This window comes from Ruegeria sp. YS9, assembly GCF_024628725.1.
Taxonomy (GTDB): Bacteria; Pseudomonadota; Alphaproteobacteria; order Rhodobacterales; family Rhodobacteraceae; genus Ruegeria; species Ruegeria atlantica_C.
Window position 1 is genome coordinate 1,036,821 of record NZ_CP102409.1, and the last position, 16,820, is coordinate 1,053,640.

A 16,820-nucleotide genomic window follows, 5' to 3' on the forward strand; every position below is an offset into this window, starting at 1 on the left:
GTCCAGACGTGGCTGGCGCGCCGAAACTCAGCGCGCCAGGTTCAGTTTGAACCGCATCTTGGCCCGTTTTGCGACTGGCAGGTGCCGGTTCAGGTGTTTGTTGATCAGGCCAAAGCCTCCGACGATCACCAGCGTCAGCAGGATGAAATAGAACGCCAGTATCGGGTACGGGATGAACGGGTTGAACGTCTTGTCTGCAAAGTAACTGGCGTAATACAGGGCGTCTCCGCGTTGCTGCCATGCCGGGAAGGCTGAAAAGAAGACCAGCGTTGTTGCGTGGAAGAGAAAGATTGCTTCGTTTGTGTAGGCAGGCCAGGCAAGCCGCAACATGGTGGGCCAGACGATCCGACGAAAACGGGCCCAGCCTGACATGCCATAGGCATCCGCAGCTTCGATATCGCCCTTGGGAATGGACCTTAGCGCGCCATAGAAAATCTCGCCCGTATAGGCCGCGGTGTTGAGGAACAACACGATCAGCGCCCCAAGCCAGGCCGAGGTGAAGGCGTCGAACATCGGGTTGGATTTCTTCAGCGACAGGAACAGGAAATAGGCGAAGAAAAACTGGATAAACAAGGGCGAGCCGCGGAACAGGAAGATAAACCATTCCGAAGGCTTGCGGAGCCATTTGTTGCTGGATGCCTTACCTACTGCGAGGGCGGTGGCCAGGAAGAACCCGGTCGCCAGAGCCATGATCCCGAAATAGACATTCCAGATCATGCCCGACCCGATCAGTGTGAACTGTTCGCACAGGGTGAAGTCACTTTTGGGCAGCAGACGCTCGCCGATACCCAGGGACCGCAGGCCATAGTCTTGAATGGTTTGCAAGCAGCTCATGCCGTGGTCTCCTTGCGCAGAAGCTCGCCGCCTGATGTGGCCTGCCCGTGGGACAGCCGCCGCATCAGCTTCTCCAGCCCAAGTTCAGACATGCGCGTCATGCCGAGGTAGAAGACAAGCAGGAACAGGAAGTACCACATGCGCCAGTCGCCATGCGGATACTGGGTAAACTTGGACGTCTTGGTGCCGCCAAGTTCGCGGGCCCAATAGACGATGTCTTCGATACCCAGCAGGAACAGCAGCGGCGTGGCCTTGATAAGAACCATCCAAAGGTTCGACAAGCCAGGCAGGGCATAGACCCACATCTGCGGCACAAGGATGCGCCAGAAGGTCTGGCGACGGGACATGCCATATGCTTCGGCGGTTTCAAGCTGCGCGTGGGGCACGGCGCGCATTCCACCAAACAGTACGTTCGCGGCAAACGCGCCGAAAACGATTGAGAAAGTAATAACAGCCAGGAAAAAGCCGTAGGTTTCATGCATCCATTCCGGTGCGGTCCCCAATGGCAGCTTGGCCGCCTGACAGACGATAAAATCATTTCCCTGACGGATCGGGTCGGTCCATTCAGGGCACAGGATCTTATGCCGAGTCCATTCGAACGCCTGGTCCAAGGCTATCACGAAAAACAGGAAGAAGGCGATGTCCGGAACACCGCGCACAACGGCAATATATCCTTTACCCAGCCAGCTCAGAGGTGGGAAATGTGATCGGGCGGCCATTGCGCCCATAAAGCCAAACGCCAATGCAACCGGCGCGGTCACCGCCAGCAATCCCAACACCTTGAGGAAGGACAGGTAGAAGGACCAGTGCACGCCGTTGGTCAGGTAGCAGGAGAACCAGCGGAATGTTCCGAGCGTGTCAGGGTCAGCGCAATAGGAAAACATGAAGCGTCTTTCGAACGTCATACCCGGATTTCAACCGGGCAGGGTTCGGCGCGACGGACGCGCCGAACCGCTTGATACGGATTAGTTTGTAACGACCGAACCGTCAGCGTTGTAGGTCGGAACGCCTTCGCCGAACCACTTGATGATCAGTTCGTTCAACGAACCGTCCGCTTTCATCGAGGTAATAGCCTCGTCGAACTTTCCGCGCAGTTCGCCATCCGATTCACGGATGCCCAGTCCGATGCCACCGCCCAGCGGCACGTCATCACCCACGAAGACCAGCTCTCCGGCGGATTCTTCGACGATCGGCACCAGGAAGTCCTTGTCGGCAAACACGGCATCGGCTTCACCGTTGCGGACGGCAGCGATGGTTTCTTCCGGAGTTGCAAACTCGACCAGTGTCGCGCCCGACTCGGCTACGTGGCCTGCCTGAATGGTGGCGGTCTGTGCGGCAACGACGCCGGTGGTGACATCAACATCCTCAGACGCACCGACATAGGCCGAAGCCGCAGGCGGGAAGTAGTTCTGTGTGAAGTCGATGACTTCGTCACGTTCGTCAGTGATCGACATGCCTGCGATGATGGTGTCGTAGTTGCCCGAGACCAGGTTCGGAATGATCGAATCCCAGTCGTTCTTGACCCATTCACATTCCAGGTTCGCGCGCTTGCACAGTTCGTCGCCGACTTCACGCTCGAAGCCGTCGATTTCGCCCGCATCATTGATGAAGTTGTACGGAGGGTAGGCGCCCTCGGTCCCCATGCGGACCGTGTCGGCCATGGCGATACCGGCGGTCAGCGCCAGTGCGGCAGTGGACAGAATCAGATTTTTCATTGGTTGCTCCCCAGTTTGGTTCTGTTTTTGAAGTTAGGCCGCCTGAGTGGCGGAGAGAAAACCCCGAAGCCGTTCGGATTCAGGAGATGTAAAGATATCTTCCGGCGTGCCTTCTTCCTCGATCAGGCCCTGGTGCAGGAACACCACGTGGCTTGAGATGTCGGCGGCCATTTTCATGTCATGCGTCACGATGATCATGGTACGCCCTTCGACGGCCAGGTCCTTGATCACCTTGATCACTTCCTGTTCCAGCTCGGGATCCAGTGCCGAAGTGGGCTCATCGAACAGCAGGGCTTCGGGTTCCATGCACAGGCCGCGGGCGATGGCGGCGCGCTGTTGTTGTCCTCCGGACAATTGCGCCGGATAAGCGTCGCATTTGTCGCCGATGCCAACCTTGTCCAGATACTTACGCGCGCTGTCTTCCACCTCGGCCCTGTCGCGCCCCAGAACGGTCACTGGGGCCTCCATCACATTTTGCAGGATGGTCATATGCGCCCACAGATTGAACTGTTGAAACACCATCGACAGGTTGGTGCGTATGCGCAGGACCTGTTTGGGGTCGGCAGGACGGCGCCCGTGCTTTTCCCCGGACCATTTGACAGGCTCACCCTTAAAAAGGATTTCGCCCTGCTGGCTGTCCTCCAAAAGGTTGCAGCACCGCAGAAGCGTCGACTTTCCGGACCCGGACGACCCAATCAATGATACCACGTCACCGCGATGTGCCGTGATATCGACCCCCTTCAACACCTCTAGATTTCCGAAGCTTTTGTGAAGGTCTTTGATTTCGATGACGGGGGCAGTTTCTGTCACGGGCAGTCCAGTGGTTGGTGGTGTTGGTGCGGTACTAGGACCGAAAAAAAAGGTCAATGCAATGCGCAAATGACAGAATCAAGCGGAGAAACACCCAAATTGGCCAGAATCAGTCGACAAATCGGGCAGTCGCTGATCCGCCATCTTTGGGAGAAGGCGGAGTGGGCACAGCCAAGTAGTGCGCCGCGGGAATGTCGATCAACCCGCGTATATGCAGCAATCGTTGATCATCGTCGCAAAGCTGGTCAATCGCGGCCCGTACAGCGCCCGCAATGACCTGCGGATTCCGACCCATCGACGTGATGTAGGGAAGGGTCGGAGTCGGAGACGTTCTTGCCAGTTCGCGCAGTTTGGTCCCCAGATTGGTATGTTGTTGCAGCATCAGCCATGTCAGTATGTCCAGCGCGGCAAAGTCGGCTTTGCCGTCTGCGACGGCTTGGGCGGACAGCGCATGCCCGCCGGTTTCCAGCAGTCCGGCGGGGCGCAGGTTTGCCTGAGCCATATGTGTAATCGGGGCTGCCCAGCCGGATTGGGACAAGCCCTCATTATACGCGAACACGCCTGTGCTCAGCCCCGCCAGATCCCGGTCGTCGTCATGCCGCGCCACAAAGACCGAGCAATAATAGCCAGGGGGACATCCGAGCAGGCCATAGTCCGGGGTGCCAACCAGTTGCACGTCACCGTGCAATCGGGTTCGAAACGGCATGCCACAGGTTTGGGCCAGAACCAGGTTCGGGGCTCGCCAGACCTCCCACACATCTTTGTCGCGGGTAAGGGTTTGGGGGCCTGATCCAAGTTCGGCGCGAATCAATCCCCAGAACCTGTCATTGGCGGCTTGCAGGGAGGGCATGTCATACATGCCCAGCATGGCAATCACGATTTTGCAGCCTTTTGCCGTGCCAAAGCGGAATCCACGTCACTGACGCCCAGAAGACTGACCACCAGGCGCAGCAGCGAATCTTCCTCGCTGGTGCGGTGCCCATCGGCCAAAGCCACGGACCACAGCGCCTGAACGACCGCCAAGCGGTCTTCATAAGCAACCGCCTCTTTGATGGCTCGGGTAAAGCGGACGGTGTCCGGGGCCTCGGCCTCAAGATCTTCGGCGCGGGTGCGCAGGGCGGCGCTTTCGAACGGCGACAGGCCATAACGTTGCGCCGAGATTCGGTCGATACGGGCCATTTCGGAATCGGAATAGTCATTGTCGGACCGCGCCAGTCGCACCAACAGGGCCGTCAGGGCAAGGCGGGCGTCATCGTCGACAAGAGGATCGGGCTGAGGCTGCGTAAGCCTGGAAAGAAACTCACTGAACATGCGTTAGATATAGCGAGCGCCTAACTCATATCCAAGCGGCTTTGAACGCGTTCACGTGCGGCCTTGCTGTCATTGAAGCTCAACCCCATGGCAACGCGGGCTTCCTCGACGATTTTCACCTCGCCTTCGTCGGTGTTTCCATCTGCCAGGACAACTTCCCACAGCGCATCCAGTGCCGCCAGGCGTTCCTTCAGATCCGTGGTCTCGCGGATCAGCTTGCCGAAGGTATCGGTATCCGGCGCGGCCGCGTGAAGCTTTTCGCAAGTGGCGCGCACCTTGGCTGCTTCGATCGCGTTATGCTGGTAAAGACGGGCGAGGATTTTGTCGATCAGGCGGATCTCTTCCAGCTTGTAGTCCCGATCAGCCTGCGCCACGCGCACCATGAGCGCGCCCAGAGCAAGTTCGGCATCCGGGTCCGGAAGATGTTCATGCTGGGGCGGTCTGAGCGCCTGAAGGAACTTTTTCAACATGGCGAAAGGTTATTCCATATTTTGTGGTGCGCCAAGCGTAGTCTACCCGTCATAGCCCTGAATGATCACAAGATCGCCCATCGAGACCGGGGCGCGCAGTGCTTTGGCTTTCTGGTATGCTTCGCTTTCGTAACAGGCAAGCGCATCCTCATAGCTGGGAAATTCGATCACGACGGTCCGGGCGCGCGCTGCGCCTTCCTTCACTTCGCGTTCTCCACCGCGCGCCAGAAAGCGCGCACCGTAAGCTGCAAAGGGTTCTGCATTTGCAGCAATGTAGGTCTTGTATGTGTCCATGTCGTTCACATCGACATGTGCAACCCAATAGCCTTTCATCGGGCTTGCCTCCTGTTCGGTTTCAAAAGCAGGGTGATGAGAAGTGGCGGCAATTGCAATCCCACAACTTCAGGGTGATCAGGTGCGGTAGTGAATAGCGGCATGCGCCTGATCTGTTAACCACTTGATCATCTGGCGATAAGGAACCGGACCATAGCTGACGCGCGCAACCCCCAGTTCAGCCAGACGCGGTGTGCCGGGGGTGCCGGGCAGGGCGATGATGTTGACCGGTAGGTTCGTACGCTCGCACAGATGGCCGATCATCGCCTCGTCTTTCAGCCCCGGAGCAAAAAAACCACTGGCGCCCGCTGCCTCATAGGCCGAAGCACGGGCAATGGCGTCGTTCAGCATCGCCTCATCATGTGTTTCCGCCGGGGCCTTCAGGAAAATGTCCGTTCTTGCGTTGACATAGGCAGGTATGCCCGCGTCTTCGCAGGCCGCGCGCATGGCTTCGACGCGTTTGGCCTGAACCGTTGTATCGTACAGCCCGTCGCCGCCGATGATCTGATCTTCGAAGTTGAAACCAACCACGCCGCAACCCAGCGCACGCTTGACGTTTTGTGCAATGCCCTGTGGATCTTCGGCATATGCCCCTTCGAAATCCAGTGTCACCGGAAGATCAACCGCTGCAACGATGCGGCGCGCATTGTCCAATGCGGCCTCTAGCGGGATGTTCTGACCGTCGCCAAAACCCTGTGCCATGGCAACAGGTGCGCTGCCGGTGGCAATGGCTTGCGCGCCTGCATCCCGCACCGCGCCGGCACTGCCGGCATCCCAGATGTTGAACAGAATGACGGGGTCGCCCTTTTTGTGAAGGCTGGTAAATGTCTTCGCGCTTTGGGATTGATCGCTCATCGGGGCACTCCTGTCGTGGTGTGATCAACAGTTAACCCCATGAGGGCAGACCGAGTAGAGGTTTTTTTGCTCGGTCGCGTCACATTGAAGTGACGGAAACCGCATGACCCGGTCCACGGCAAGATGGTCCGAGCCATGCTGGTGCATGGGCAGGCGGCGGTGCGTGCCTCAGGCTTCTTCTGCCGCGCCGGATACGAATTTTGCGCTGAAGTTGGCCTCACCCAAACGCTTCAACAGGTTCAACTGGGTGTCCAGCCAGTCCTTGTGGCCTTCTTCTTCCAGCAAGATGCGTTCGAACAGGGTCCTTGACCCGACATCGCCGACCTCGGCGGCCTGCAACGCGGCCTTGGTATAGAAGTCGACCGCCTCGGTTTCATCCTTCAGATCCGCGGCAAACATGTCTTCCAGAGACCCCGCGGCTGCCGGACTTTTCTGAAACGCAAGCTCGGGCACGCCGCCAAGGAACAGGATACGCTCGATGAACGCGTCGGAGTGACCCAGTTCTTCCTGCATTTCAGCGCGCATTTTTTCGGCAAGGATGTCCAGCCCCCAGTCCTCCAGCACATGGGCATGCAGCTGATACTGGTGCGCCGCCGTCAGCTCCATGTGAAGCGCTTGTTGAAGGTTGGTAATCGTTGTTGCGTTGCTCATCGGACATCTCCTGAAACTCTGAACGGCATCGAACATGTGTAAGCAGAAATTCTGCTTACACCCACAGTTAAGAGATCAGCCCACACAAAACAACGCGGGGTGACAGTCCGACACAGCCCAAGGTCAGACCAGGCGCGAGGTGTCTTTCGCAGCGCGGACAAAATCGCGGAAGAGGGGATGCGGGTCGAACGGTTTGGATTTCAGTTCCGGATGGTACTGCACGCCGATGAACCATGGGTGATCCGACCATTCCACGATCTCTGGCAAGCGACCGTCCGGCGACATGCCCGAGAAGTTGAGCCCCGCCTTTTCAAGCTGCTCACGGTACTTGATGTCCACCTCATAACGGTGACGGTGGCGCTCTTCGATTTGTGTGCCGCCATAAACCTCGGCGACTTTCGATCCCTCTGCCAGCACCGCGTTGTAGGCGCCCAGACGCATGGTGCCGCCCTTGTCGTCGCCGACTTTGCGCTCGACCTTGTGGTTGCCCTGCACCCATTCCTTCAGATGGTACACGACGGGCTCAAAACGCTTTTTCCCGGCTTCATGGTCGAATTCCTCGGACCCTGCTTCGGTGATGCCAGCCGCATTCCGGGCGGCCTCGATCACGGCCATCTGCATACCCAGGCAGATGCCCAGATAGGGGACTTTGTGTTCGCGCGCATATTGCGCGGCTTTGATCTTGCCTTCGGTCCCGCGCTCACCAAAGCCTCCGGGGACGAGGATGGCGTGGAAACCTTCAAGATACGGTGCGACGTCTTCGTTGTCGAACACCTCGGCGTCAACCCATTCGACCTTGACCTTGACCCGGTTGGCCATGCCGCCATGGGTCAGCGCCTCGGCAATCGACTTATAGGCGTCTTCAAGCTGGGTATACTTGCCCACGATGGCAACTTTCACTTCGCCCTCGGCGTTGTGTATACGGTCGCTGACATCTTCCCATTTGGCCAGATCGGGCTTGGGCGCCGGGCTGATCTGGAACGCGTCCAAAACGGCCTGATCCAGACCTTCGCGGTGATAGGCCAGCGGCGCGTCATAGATGGTGCTCAGGTCCTGCGCTGCGATCACACTGTCGGGGCGCACGTTGCAGAACAAGGCGAGTTTTTCGCGTTCCTTGGTCGGGATCGGCCCTTCCGAGCGGCAGACCAGAATATCGGGTGCCAGACCGATCGAGCGCAGTTCCTTTACCGAGTGCTGAGTCGGTTTGGTCTTCAGTTCGCCCGAGGCCTTGATGTAAGGCAACAGTGTCAGGTGCATGAAAATGCACTGCCCGCGCGGTTTGTCCTGACTGAACTGGCGGATCGCCTCGAAAAACGGCAGGCCCTCGATATCGCCCACGGTGCCGCCGATCTCACACAGCATGAAATCAACCTCATCCTCGCCAATGGCGATGAAATCCTTGATCTCGTTGGTGACGTGCGGGATCACCTGAATGGTCTTGCCCAGGTAATCGCCGCGGCGTTCCTTTTCGAGCACGTTTGAATAAATCCGCCCCGAACTGACCGAGTCGGTCTTGCGTGCGGCCACGCCGGTGAAGCGTTCATAGTGGCCTAGGTCCAGATCGGTTTCCGCCCCGTCATCGGTGACGAAAACCTCACCATGTTCGAACGGCGACATCGTGCCCGGATCGACGTTCAGATAGGGGTCCAGCTTGCGCAGGCGTACCGAGTATCCCCGGGCCTGCAACAAGGCGCCCAACGCCGCCGAAGCCAGTCCTTTGCCCAAGGACGAAACCACACCACCAGTGATGAAAATAAAACGCGCCATAGTTTTTCGGCTGCTCCCGTGAGACGTCAAAATCAGCTGCCCGACGGTTTCGAAAAACCGCTGCATCACGGGACTTCACGTATAAAGGATTCGCGCCAAAAGCGCAAGAGAACCGCAAGATGCTGTTGCAGTCCTCTTCCTGGTTTCTAGGTTTTGTAGGTCAGTCGGCCTGCGGGATCAGCGGCGCGTTGTCGCCCTGTGCAGGCGGAAGAAGGTCATCCGCCGACGGAATTGCCGGAGTGTTTTCTTCGCTTGAAGCCGGAGCCGGGACGCCCAAACGGTCGATCACCGAGCTGCCCGAAGACTTCTGCGCCGCCAGAATGGTCAGCGTGATCGAGGTCACGATGAAGCAAGCGGCGAGGATCCATGTCAGTTTGCCCAAAGCGGTCGCTGCTGCACGGCCTGTCATGGCACCACCGCCGCCGCCCATGCCAAGGCCACCGCCTTCGGACCGTTGCATCAGAACAACGGCAATCAGGCCCAGAGCCAAAAGAAGGTGGATGATGAGAACGACGTTTTCCATGGTGGTCCTGTACAGCGTGGCGTGTATCGCGTGGTACTTATGCAAGTTTGCCAGCGGGGGCAAGTCACGAGTTCGCATCACCGCACGTGATATGTCATATCACGTCAAAGGGACTGGACAGAACGCCGATGCGTGACGCAGGCTGCGGCCCATGCCACATGACGACCACGACCACCCGCACGCCCTTTTGCCGCCCGAACCCGCGCTGCGCGTCAAAGCGCTGGAAACGATTCTGACCCGCAAGGGCCTGATCGACCCGGCGGCTCTGGACGAAATCATCGACACCTATCAGAACAAAATTGGCCCGCAGAACGGCGCGCGTGTTGTCGCAAAAGCCTGGAGCGACCCAGCTTTCAAGGCCGCGCTGCTGAAAGACGCCACCCCGGTGGTCGCGGATCTCGGCTATTATGGTCGCCAGGGCGAACACATGGTTGTCGTCGAAAACACGCCGGCCCGGCACAACATGGTCGTCTGCACCTTGTGCAGCTGCTATCCTTGGCCGTTGCTGGGTATCCCGCCGGGCTGGTACAAGTCTGACGCCTACCGGGCCCGAGCGGTGCGTGAGCCCCGCAAAGTGCTGGCCGAATTCGGTGTCACCTTGGACGAGCGAACGTCCGTAAGGGTCTGGGATTCGACGGCCGAGGTTCGCTATCTTGTTCTGCCGATGCGTCCCGAAGGTACCGATGGGATGAGTGAGGAGGCGCTTGCCGCACTTGTGACACGTGACAGCATGATCGGCACGGGTCTGCCGAAGGCCCTTTCATGACCCGCGTTCACGATATGGGCGGCCGCTTTGGAGATGGTCCGATAAATCCCGAGGCCGAAGATGCGCCGTTTTTTGCCGAAGACTGGCACGCACGTGCGCTGGCGGTGACACTTGCCTCCGGTTTTCTGGGGCAGTGGAACATAGACATATCCCGCCACGCAAGGGAACGGTTGTCGCCAAAAGACTATTCGCGGTTTTCCTACTACGAGAAATGGATCTCGGGCCTGGCTGACCTGTTGGTGGAACGCGGCGTTCTTTCCCTGGATGACCTGCGCGGCGGCGGAGAGGATGGGCCGCATCCGTTGGCAGAACGGATGCTCAAGGCGGAGGCCGTGTCAGCGGCTCTGGCCAAAGGTGGGCCAGCGGACAGGCCTTCGAACGTGTCGGTGCAGTTTTCTGTCGGTCAACAGGTGGTCACGACCCGCCCAGCGGGAAATCGCATTGTGGATGGCGGGCACACACGCCTGCCGAATTATGCGTCCGGTGCAAAAGGGCGAATACTTCGCCTGCACGGAACCCATGTCCTGCCCGATTCCAATGCTCATGGGCTGGGCGAAGCGCCTGAACCGATCTATGCGGTGGTCTTCCCCGCTTCGGAACTTTGGACCAGCCCGGAGCATCCGGATGACGAAGTGGTGCTGGATCTCTGGCAAAGCTATCTGGAACCGGCATGAGCGGATGCAACGAACATTCAGCCCCAGAACCGGTGTTTGCCGAACCCTGGCACGCTCAGGTCTTTGCCGTCACCGTTGCCCTGAACGAGGCGGGACGGTTCGATTGGTCCGATTGGGCGGCGCGATTCTCGGACACGTTGAAGCGCCACGGGCTCACGCGAGAGCTGGATGGCGGCGACGACTATTTCCAGGCATGGCTGGAAACGCTAGAGGGGTTGCTGGCCGAGCAGGGCGTCGCGCCGCCACAGGAGGTAAAAGGGCTACATCAGTCCTGGGAAGAGGCTTATCTGATGACACCTCATGGGCAACCGGTGCATCTGCGTTGATGTCGGGCAGGGGGCTCTGCCCCCGCCGCCCGTTCCGTGCGGCTCCCCCGGGATATTTTCAGCCAGTTGAAGCAAGGGATCCGCTTTTCATCTGGCCATAAATATCCCCGCCGGAGGCATCGCGCGTTCGCGCGATTTTCATCTGCGGCGAAATATCGGTTTCCCTGCCGTTTGCGCCCCGCTATATGAGCCGGGTTTGATAACTCAGCGCAAAAGGACCAGATATGGCCAACGTGGTTGTTGTCGGCGCCCAGTGGGGTGACGAAGGAAAAGGCAAGATCGTCGACTGGCTCAGCGAGCGGGCGGACGTGATCGCGCGTTTTCAGGGCGGGCACAATGCCGGACATACGCTGGTGATTGATGGCGAAGTTTACAAGCTGCACGCTCTGCCGTCCGGTGTCGTGCGGGGCGGTAAGCTGAGCGTCATCGGCAACGGCGTGGTGTTGGACCCATGGCATCTGGTCAAGGAAATCGCGACCATCCAGGCACAGGGTGTAGAGATCACCCCCGATACGCTGATGATTGCCGAGAACACCCCGTTGATCCTGCCGATCCACGGAGAGTTGGATCGTGCGCGCGAACAGGCAGCCAGCAAGGGGACCAAGATCGGCACCACTGGTCGTGGGATTGGACCGGCCTACGAAGACAAGGTCGGGCGCCGTTCCGTTCGCGTCGCGGATCTGGCGGATGAGGCTACGCTCGAGGCTCGGGTGGACCGTGCTTTGCAGCACCATGACCCGCTGCGCAAAGGTCTGGGGATCGAACCGGTCGACCGCGACGCGCTGATCGCCCAATTGAAAGAGATCGCGCAAGAGATACTGCCGTTTGCCGCGCCTGTGTGGAAAGTTTTGAACGAAAAGCGCAAAGCCGGAAAACGCATCCTGTTCGAAGGGGCGCAAGGCGCGCTGCTGGACATTGATTTCGGCACCTATCCCTTCGTGACCTCGTCCAACGTGATCGCAGGACAAGCTGCGACAGGTGTGGGGATTGGACCGGGCTCGATCGACTTTGTTCTGGGGATTGTAAAAGCCTACACCACCCGAGTCGGCGAAGGCCCATTCCCGACAGAACTTGAGGATGCGGATGGTCAACGCCTTGGGGAACGCGGACATGAGTTTGGAACAACAACAGGTCGCAAGCGCCGCTGTGGCTGGTTCGATGCGTGCCTTGTCCGTCAGACCTGTGCGACCAGTGGCGTGAACGGTATTTCTCTGACAAAACTGGACGTTCTGGACGGGTTCGAAACCCTGAAGATCTGTACAGGGTATGAGCTGGACGGTGAACGCTTGGACTATCTTCCGACAGCGGCTGACCAGCAGGCGCGCTGCACCCCGATCTACGAAGAAATGCCGGGCTGGAGCGAATCCACCGAAGGCGCGCGCAGCTGGGCCGATTTGCCTGCCAACGCAATCAAGTATGTCCGCCGCGTGGAAGAGCTGATCGAATGCCCTGTGGCCCTTTTGTCCACCAGCCCGGAGCGGGACGACACCATTCTGGTGACCGACCCGTTTGCTGATTGATGAACAAAGAGCAGAAAACAGGTCTGAGCTACAAGGCGCGCCGGCGCTGGTCGTTGGTTATACTTGTGATCGGCCTGCCACTTTATATTGTGGCGGTGGTGACGGTTCTGAACTGGCTGGAGCGCCCCAAAATATGGGTGGAACTTCTGGTCTATATCGTTCTGGGCATTCTTTGGGCCCTGCCGTTCAAGTTCGTTTTTCGCGGCGTTGGCAAAGAGGACCCGGATCAATCCTGAGCCGGGCCATTGCTCGGACCAAGGCGGCAGGTCGGGCCCGGTACAATGGGCAACGTCGAGTCGTGTTTGACTAACGGGCGTTTGTCTCTGGACGCGCCATAGCAAAAGGGCCGGGGTGCACCCGGCCCATTTTTTGTCAATTGGCGAGGTTAGTCAGCCTACCGCGCGCTCATCATCAGGACGGAAGCCGATCAGGTCAGAGGCCGCAAAACGGCCGCCACCGGCTTTTTCGATCTTTCCATCGCGCAGCAGCTGTCCGAAGGAACGCAGGCTTTCTTCGCGATTGAACTCATCCTGCTTCAAAGAACGGACCTTGTTCATCAGTTGCGGGCGCGAGAATTGCTGCTGCCCTTCGATGAAGGACAGGTAGGCCGCCGCGGCTTCAAGCAGGTCCTGAAGCGACTGTGCACCCTGATCTTGTGCGAATTGCGCAAAACCGCCTTCTTCCGACCCGGCTTCCTCCACCTGAGTGGTCACGCGACGCGGCATCACGGGGCCGTTGGATTCGCTTTGATCGTCCACGCGCTGCTCGGCAACCAGCTTCAACGGAGCCGGAGCGTCTGCTTCCGGGCGTATGCTGGTCACGTTTACCTCGGGGCGGCGCGGGCTGACCGCTGACGCCAGATCGACGCGATACTCATCGACAGGCGAGGTGTCCGGGGCCGGTTGGCCATCACGGTCGGCCTCGGTCGCGGCAACGGCGGTGCGAAGGTGCGAATAGGTTTCTCGCGCGTCGCTGCTGGAGGGGTCCTCCATATGTTCACCGGTTTTGGCCATCAGCCGCGAGATATCCTGATCAGGATCGGCGTCATCAGTCAGTTTTTGGCTTGAACGGCCTGCCATGTCTTTTTCGATCTCGGAAATCTCGGACAGCAGCTGAATTTCGTCCTCTTCCGTCAATACTCCTTGCGCCTGATCGTCTTGCGCCTCATCACCTGGTTCATCTTCGGATTCGATCGCCACGTCTTCGACGTTGAGGATGTTTGGAACATCCTCTTCGTCGATTTCCTCGTCGGTATCCTCTTCCAGATCCGAGAACAGGGGCTCAGCAGGAAGCTGCGCGTCGTCCGTTGCGACCTCAACTTCTTCATCCAGCAGGTGGTCGGGGGTCAGTTGCACCTGCTGTTCGGAATCGTTCTCGATAATCGGCTCTGCGGTTTCGAAGGCCTGGTTTTCAGATGCTGCCGGCGCGTCGTCGGTTTGTACGTCTTCCGCGTCAAGCGCTTGCAGATCCTCGATTTCTGCGGCCTCGGCCTGGGCGGGTTCCGCAAAGTCCTCTTCATTGAGAGCACCTGCTTCGAACGCGGCGGCCACGGCGTCCACCGGGGGGGCGGTGTTGGCCAGCAGCGAAGATTCTTCGTCTTCGGAATAGGCAGTGGGGGGGACGTCCGAATGGGAAACAACGGCCCGGATGCGTTGCAGTTTTGCTGCAATGCTATCGGCCGGCGGAGATGTGGTGGCGTCGACGGCCTTCGCGTCCGTGAATGCGGTCTGCACCGGGCTTGGTTGCGCATATTCGGGGGGCTGGGTGGTCATAGCATCTGCATCTGGCGCGTGCCGGACCGGTGCGTCAGAACCGACCGGTGCCGGGGCTTCGGTATTTGGAGCGGCACGCAGCAGAAGCCCGGATTCGTTTTGGCTGGCTTCGACGCGTTGCGATGCGTCGCGGCGTGCGATGCGGGTCAGCATTTCGGCGTCTGGTTGGGGAGGCTCCGAGCCGAAGTAACGATCATCCGCAGCGAGATCGCGGAAATACTCGGCAATGGCTTTCATCGTTTCAAAGGAATCGTCGAATCCTTCCAAAGTGCAGGAGAAGGTTCCATATGAAACGGTCAATACCTTGTTATTCTGTACCATCAGACGCACGTCCTTTACAAACTACAAGAGCCCACTTACCCGGAATCGGGAGCACACGGAGGCTCTGAACTTTATGCATGAACCTATCATTTTGTGGTCTTAATGTGTCCAAATCCGGGAAAAATGGCCAATCTTAGGAAAAATGAACCAATTGTACGCTCTGCTGATCCAATCGGGTTGTTTGGGGGCGGTTATGTTGGTTTCGAGGACCTGAATTTGGTGCTGAACCGCGTCACTTCAGTCGTTGCAGCGGATGGTGGGGCGGCGGTTCTGGCAGAATCAGGCCGGATTCCGGACGCGGTCATCGGGGACTTCGATTCGCTGGACACCGCGTCGAAAGCCAAAATCCCGTCTGAACGGCTTTTTGCCATTCGCGAGCAGGACAGCACCGATTTCGACAAGACCTTGCGCAATGTGCAGGCTCCACTGATTTTGGGGGCCGGTTTTCTGGGCGGGCGGCTTGATCATCAGCTTGCCGTTCTGAACGTGCTGGTCAGACGTCAGGAACAGGCCTGCATTCTGCTGGGTGCGCATGAGGTGGTTTTTCACGCGCCTCGCCAAATCCGGCTGCCGGTTGCGCCCGGAGATGTGGTTTCCCTGTTTCCAATGCGCCCTGTGACGGGGCGCAGCACCGGGCTGGAATGGCCCATCGACGGCCTGCGGTTGCAACCGGACGGGCAGGTCGGAACCTCCAATCGCGCACTGTCGGATGTTGAATTGCAGATGGATGGGCCCGGCCTGTTGGTGATGGTTCCCCGCGCCGCACTCGATCCGCTTATGCAGGTGTTTCTGTCGGGGCAGATCGAGCGGTGGCCCGTTCGCGAAGAATAACGTACAAACCGGCGGCGACGGTGATCATGATCCCAACCGCCGCCAGCCCGTCCGGCAGGTCGCTGAAGATTGCCCAGCCAATCAGGGTTGCCACCGGGATTTCCAGATATTGCATCGGGGCCAGCGTGGCCGAAGGTGCATAGCGCAGTGACCATGTCATCAGCAGATGCGCGACAGTTCCCAAAACTCCTATCGCGATCAGCAGCCAATACAAATCGGCGGCGGGCAAGGCGGCTGACAGGTTCCAGATACCAAGCGATGTTCCGATCACAAGGACAGGAACCAGCCCCACAGTGGCCATGACGCCAGACACAGCCTGCAAGGAAATCGGGTCAGTTTCCTTGGCAATCTGCCGCGTGACCAGCATGAACAGCGCAAAGACCACGGCGACGATCAACGGCAGCAGGGCAGGTAGGCCCACCTCGGCAAAGCTGGGCTGTATGACCAGAAGTGTGCCGATGAAACCGACGATGCAGGCCACGAGGCGCCGCGCGCCGACCTCTTCGCCCAGAACGTATCTGCCCAGAAGCAACATGATGAACGGCATGACAAAGGCAATGGCGACGGCGTCAGCCAAAGGCAGGAACTGGAGCGCGCTGAACATCGCAGTTATGCCGATGATGTGCAGCAGCGTGCGGATGACTGTCAGGCGCAGAATCCGCCCGCGCATCCGCCAGGGCCGGCCCGTCATCACCACAAGGGGAATGAGTATCAACGCTTGCACCGCGAAGCGGACAGTAACCAGCAGACCTAACGGGGTCGTCTCACCCAACAGCTTTGCCATCGCATCCCCCAAGGGCGCGAGCACGCAAAAACCGAGCATCAGAAAGATGCCGAAGACGGGACGATCCTGAGTCATGCGCGCGACGCTATCTGCTTCGCGGCGCAGTGGAAAGGTCGAATGTCAGGCGTCCGGCAGGGGTTGAACCTTTGTATAATCCGGCCCGGTGCAGGTGGGCAGGTTGTCATCCAGATGCAGCCAGCTCAGCCTTTCTTCATGAGACACGTGCAACGTGGGCTGTAACGCCTCTGGGGTCTCCAAAGTGGCTACATACAGGTGCAGCACATCCGACATCTTGGCTGACCGGAATGAGATTGGTGTGCCGCAATCCGGGCAAAAGCTGCGCTCGACTCCGGGCGAAGAGTTGAAGCGTTTCGGCTCTTCCCCGATCCAGCGCCACTGACCGTCACGAACCGCGAAATAGGTTGTCATCGGCGCGGCGCATTGGCGTCGGCAACTGTCGCAATGACAGGTGACACAGGACAGGGCAGGAGGGTCAATCTCGTACTTGATGCTGCCGCACAGGCAATGTCCACGCATATCGACCCCCTTTGTTGCGA

General features: G+C 58.9%; 21 protein-coding genes. 6 read left to right on the forward strand and 15 right to left on the reverse strand.

What is annotated here, in order from left to right; all coding sequences use genetic code 11:
- Window positions 1–27: 27 nt before the first annotated feature.
- From NOR97_RS05330 to secG, 12 genes are all read right to left on the reverse strand, one after another.
- Window positions 28–834, reverse strand: coding sequence for an ABC transporter permease (locus tag NOR97_RS05330; protein WP_257600446.1), 807 nt, complete (start codon window positions 832–834; stop codon window positions 28–30).
- Window positions 831–1,718: an ABC transporter permease gene (locus tag NOR97_RS05335; protein WP_257600833.1), complete on the reverse strand. Its 888-nt coding sequence runs from the start codon at window positions 1,716–1,718 to the stop codon at window positions 831–833. Before NOR97_RS05335 ends, NOR97_RS05330 begins: the two co-directional genes overlap by 4 nt.
- Window positions 1,719–1,799: 81 nt before the next feature.
- Window positions 1,800–2,549, reverse strand: coding sequence for a transporter substrate-binding domain-containing protein (locus NOR97_RS05340; protein ID WP_152457566.1), 750 nt, complete (start codon window positions 2,547–2,549; stop codon window positions 1,800–1,802).
- 33 nt (window positions 2,550–2,582) lie between these two features.
- Window positions 2,583–3,359, reverse strand: coding sequence for an ABC transporter ATP-binding protein (locus NOR97_RS05345; protein WP_257600447.1), 777 nt, complete (start codon window positions 3,357–3,359; stop codon window positions 2,583–2,585).
- A 109-nt stretch (window positions 3,360–3,468) separates the two neighbouring features.
- On the reverse strand, window positions 3,469–4,236 hold the full coding sequence (locus NOR97_RS05350; protein WP_257600448.1) for a phosphate/phosphite/phosphonate ABC transporter substrate-binding protein: 768 nt from the start codon (window positions 4,234–4,236) through the stop codon (window positions 3,469–3,471).
- The gene (locus tag NOR97_RS05355; protein WP_170346554.1) at window positions 4,233–4,670 is read right to left on the reverse strand and encodes a TerB family tellurite resistance protein; all 438 of its coding nucleotides are present in this window, start codon (window positions 4,668–4,670) and stop codon (window positions 4,233–4,235) included. The genes NOR97_RS05350 and NOR97_RS05355 overlap by 4 nt, the downstream gene beginning before the upstream one ends.
- Before the next feature lie 20 nt (window positions 4,671–4,690).
- Window positions 4,691–5,140, reverse strand: coding sequence for a TerB family tellurite resistance protein (locus tag NOR97_RS05360; protein WP_257600449.1), 450 nt, complete (start codon window positions 5,138–5,140; stop codon window positions 4,691–4,693).
- A gap of 42 nt (window positions 5,141–5,182) precedes the next feature.
- A complete protein-coding gene (locus NOR97_RS05365; RefSeq protein WP_257600450.1) occupies window positions 5,183–5,473 on the reverse strand; it encodes a DUF1330 domain-containing protein in 291 nt (96 codons plus the stop codon).
- 78 nt (window positions 5,474–5,551) lie between these two features.
- Complete coding sequence (locus tag NOR97_RS05370; RefSeq protein ID WP_257600451.1) at window positions 5,552–6,328, reverse strand: isocitrate lyase/phosphoenolpyruvate mutase family protein; 777 nt, start codon at window positions 6,326–6,328, stop codon at window positions 5,552–5,554.
- Window positions 6,329–6,496: 168 nt separating this feature from the next.
- The gene (locus NOR97_RS05375; RefSeq protein ID WP_170346557.1) at window positions 6,497–6,979 is read right to left on the reverse strand and encodes a bacterioferritin; all 483 of its coding nucleotides are present in this window, start codon (window positions 6,977–6,979) and stop codon (window positions 6,497–6,499) included.
- A 123-nt stretch (window positions 6,980–7,102) separates the two neighbouring features.
- The gene (locus tag NOR97_RS05380) at window positions 7,103–8,746 is read right to left on the reverse strand and encodes a CTP synthase (protein WP_170346558.1); all 1,644 of its coding nucleotides are present in this window, start codon (window positions 8,744–8,746) and stop codon (window positions 7,103–7,105) included.
- A gap of 160 nt (window positions 8,747–8,906) precedes the next feature.
- A complete protein-coding gene (gene secG, locus NOR97_RS05385) occupies window positions 8,907–9,269 on the reverse strand; it encodes a preprotein translocase subunit SecG (protein WP_170346559.1) in 363 nt (120 codons plus the stop codon).
- 151 nt (window positions 9,270–9,420) lie between these two features.
- Between secG and nthA the strand changes: the two genes are divergently transcribed.
- The 5 genes from nthA (at window position 9,421) to NOR97_RS05410 (ending at window position 12,791) form a co-directional block, all read left to right on the forward strand.
- Window positions 9,421–10,035 (forward strand): nitrile hydratase subunit alpha, encoded by a 615-nt coding sequence (gene nthA / locus NOR97_RS05390; RefSeq protein WP_257600453.1) that lies wholly within the window; start codon window positions 9,421–9,423, stop codon window positions 10,033–10,035.
- On the forward strand, window positions 10,032–10,709 hold the full coding sequence (gene nthB / locus NOR97_RS05395) for a nitrile hydratase subunit beta (RefSeq protein ID WP_257600454.1): 678 nt from the start codon (window positions 10,032–10,034) through the stop codon (window positions 10,707–10,709). The genes nthA and nthB overlap by 4 nt, the downstream gene beginning before the upstream one ends.
- On the forward strand, window positions 10,706–11,035 hold the full coding sequence (locus tag NOR97_RS05400; protein WP_170346562.1) for a nitrile hydratase accessory protein: 330 nt from the start codon (window positions 10,706–10,708) through the stop codon (window positions 11,033–11,035). Before nthB ends, NOR97_RS05400 begins: the two co-directional genes overlap by 4 nt.
- A 224-nt stretch (window positions 11,036–11,259) precedes the next feature.
- Complete coding sequence (locus tag NOR97_RS05405) at window positions 11,260–12,555, forward strand: adenylosuccinate synthase (protein WP_257600455.1); 1,296 nt, start codon at window positions 11,260–11,262, stop codon at window positions 12,553–12,555.
- The gene (locus NOR97_RS05410) at window positions 12,555–12,791 is read left to right on the forward strand and encodes a DUF2842 domain-containing protein (protein ID WP_170346564.1); all 237 of its coding nucleotides are present in this window, start codon (window positions 12,555–12,557) and stop codon (window positions 12,789–12,791) included. The genes NOR97_RS05405 and NOR97_RS05410 overlap by 1 nt, the downstream gene beginning before the upstream one ends.
- Window positions 12,792–12,944: 153 nt before the next feature.
- Here NOR97_RS05410 and NOR97_RS05415 read toward each other — a convergent pair whose 3' ends face one another.
- Window positions 12,945–14,648, reverse strand: coding sequence for a hypothetical protein (locus NOR97_RS05415; protein WP_257600456.1), 1,704 nt, complete (start codon window positions 14,646–14,648; stop codon window positions 12,945–12,947).
- Window positions 14,649–14,771: 123 nt separating this feature from the next.
- Here NOR97_RS05415 and NOR97_RS05420 point away from each other — a divergent pair, with 123 nt between their 5' ends.
- Window positions 14,772–15,479: a thiamine diphosphokinase gene (locus NOR97_RS05420; protein WP_257600457.1), complete on the forward strand. Its 708-nt coding sequence runs from the start codon at window positions 14,772–14,774 to the stop codon at window positions 15,477–15,479.
- Here NOR97_RS05420 and NOR97_RS05425 read toward each other — a convergent pair.
- The gene (locus NOR97_RS05425; RefSeq protein ID WP_257600458.1) at window positions 15,424–16,338 is read right to left on the reverse strand and encodes a DMT family transporter; all 915 of its coding nucleotides are present in this window, start codon (window positions 16,336–16,338) and stop codon (window positions 15,424–15,426) included. The two genes, NOR97_RS05420 and NOR97_RS05425, sit on opposite strands and share 56 nt — an antisense overlap.
- A 45-nt stretch (window positions 16,339–16,383) precedes the next feature.
- Complete coding sequence (locus tag NOR97_RS05430) at window positions 16,384–16,800, reverse strand: GFA family protein (RefSeq protein ID WP_257600459.1); 417 nt, start codon at window positions 16,798–16,800, stop codon at window positions 16,384–16,386.
- Window positions 16,801–16,820 lie beyond the last annotated feature (20 nt).

Excerpts from the sequence above, each read along its gene's own strand:
- NOR97_RS05330 (WP_257600446.1), bottom strand. The coding sequence starts at position 834 with ATGAGCTGCTTGCAAACCATTCAAGACTATGGCCTGCGGTCCCTGGGT.
- NOR97_RS05335 (WP_257600833.1), bottom strand. The coding sequence starts at position 1,718 with ATGTTTTCCTATTGCGCTGACCCTGACACGCTCGGAACATTCCGCTGG.
- NOR97_RS05340 (WP_152457566.1), bottom strand. The coding sequence starts at position 2,549 with ATGAAAAATCTGATTCTGTCCACTGCCGCACTGGCGCTGACCGCCGGT.
- NOR97_RS05355 (WP_170346554.1), bottom strand. The coding sequence starts at position 4,670 with ATGTTCAGTGAGTTTCTTTCCAGGCTTACGCAGCCTCAGCCCGATCCT.
- NOR97_RS05360 (WP_257600449.1), bottom strand. The coding sequence starts at position 5,140 with ATGTTGAAAAAGTTCCTTCAGGCGCTCAGACCGCCCCAGCATGAACAT.
- NOR97_RS05365 (WP_257600450.1), bottom strand. The coding sequence starts at position 5,473 with ATGAAAGGCTATTGGGTTGCACATGTCGATGTGAACGACATGGACACA.
- NOR97_RS05370 (WP_257600451.1), bottom strand. The coding sequence starts at position 6,328 with ATGAGCGATCAATCCCAAAGCGCGAAGACATTTACCAGCCTTCACAAA.
- NOR97_RS05375 (WP_170346557.1), bottom strand. The coding sequence starts at position 6,979 with ATGAGCAACGCAACAACGATTACCAACCTTCAACAAGCGCTTCACATG.
- NOR97_RS05380 (WP_170346558.1), bottom strand. The coding sequence starts at position 8,746 with ATGGCGCGTTTTATTTTCATCACTGGTGGTGTGGTTTCGTCCTTGGGC.
- secG (WP_170346559.1), bottom strand. The coding sequence starts at position 9,269 with ATGGAAAACGTCGTTCTCATCATCCACCTTCTTTTGGCTCTGGGCCTG.
- nthA (WP_257600453.1), top strand. The coding sequence starts at position 9,421 with ATGCCACATGACGACCACGACCACCCGCACGCCCTTTTGCCGCCCGAA.
- nthB (WP_257600454.1), top strand. The coding sequence starts at position 10,032 with ATGACCCGCGTTCACGATATGGGCGGCCGCTTTGGAGATGGTCCGATA.
- NOR97_RS05400 (WP_170346562.1), top strand. The coding sequence starts at position 10,706 with ATGAGCGGATGCAACGAACATTCAGCCCCAGAACCGGTGTTTGCCGAA.
- NOR97_RS05405 (WP_257600455.1), top strand. The coding sequence starts at position 11,260 with ATGGCCAACGTGGTTGTTGTCGGCGCCCAGTGGGGTGACGAAGGAAAA.
- NOR97_RS05410 (WP_170346564.1), top strand. The coding sequence starts at position 12,555 with ATGAACAAAGAGCAGAAAACAGGTCTGAGCTACAAGGCGCGCCGGCGC.
- NOR97_RS05415 (WP_257600456.1), bottom strand. The coding sequence starts at position 14,648 with ATGGTACAGAATAACAAGGTATTGACCGTTTCATATGGAACCTTCTCC.
- NOR97_RS05420 (WP_257600457.1), top strand. The coding sequence starts at position 14,772 with ATGGCCAATCTTAGGAAAAATGAACCAATTGTACGCTCTGCTGATCCA.
- NOR97_RS05425 (WP_257600458.1), bottom strand. The coding sequence starts at position 16,338 with ATGACTCAGGATCGTCCCGTCTTCGGCATCTTTCTGATGCTCGGTTTT.
- NOR97_RS05430 (WP_257600459.1), bottom strand. The coding sequence starts at position 16,800 with ATGCGTGGACATTGCCTGTGCGGCAGCATCAAGTACGAGATTGACCCT.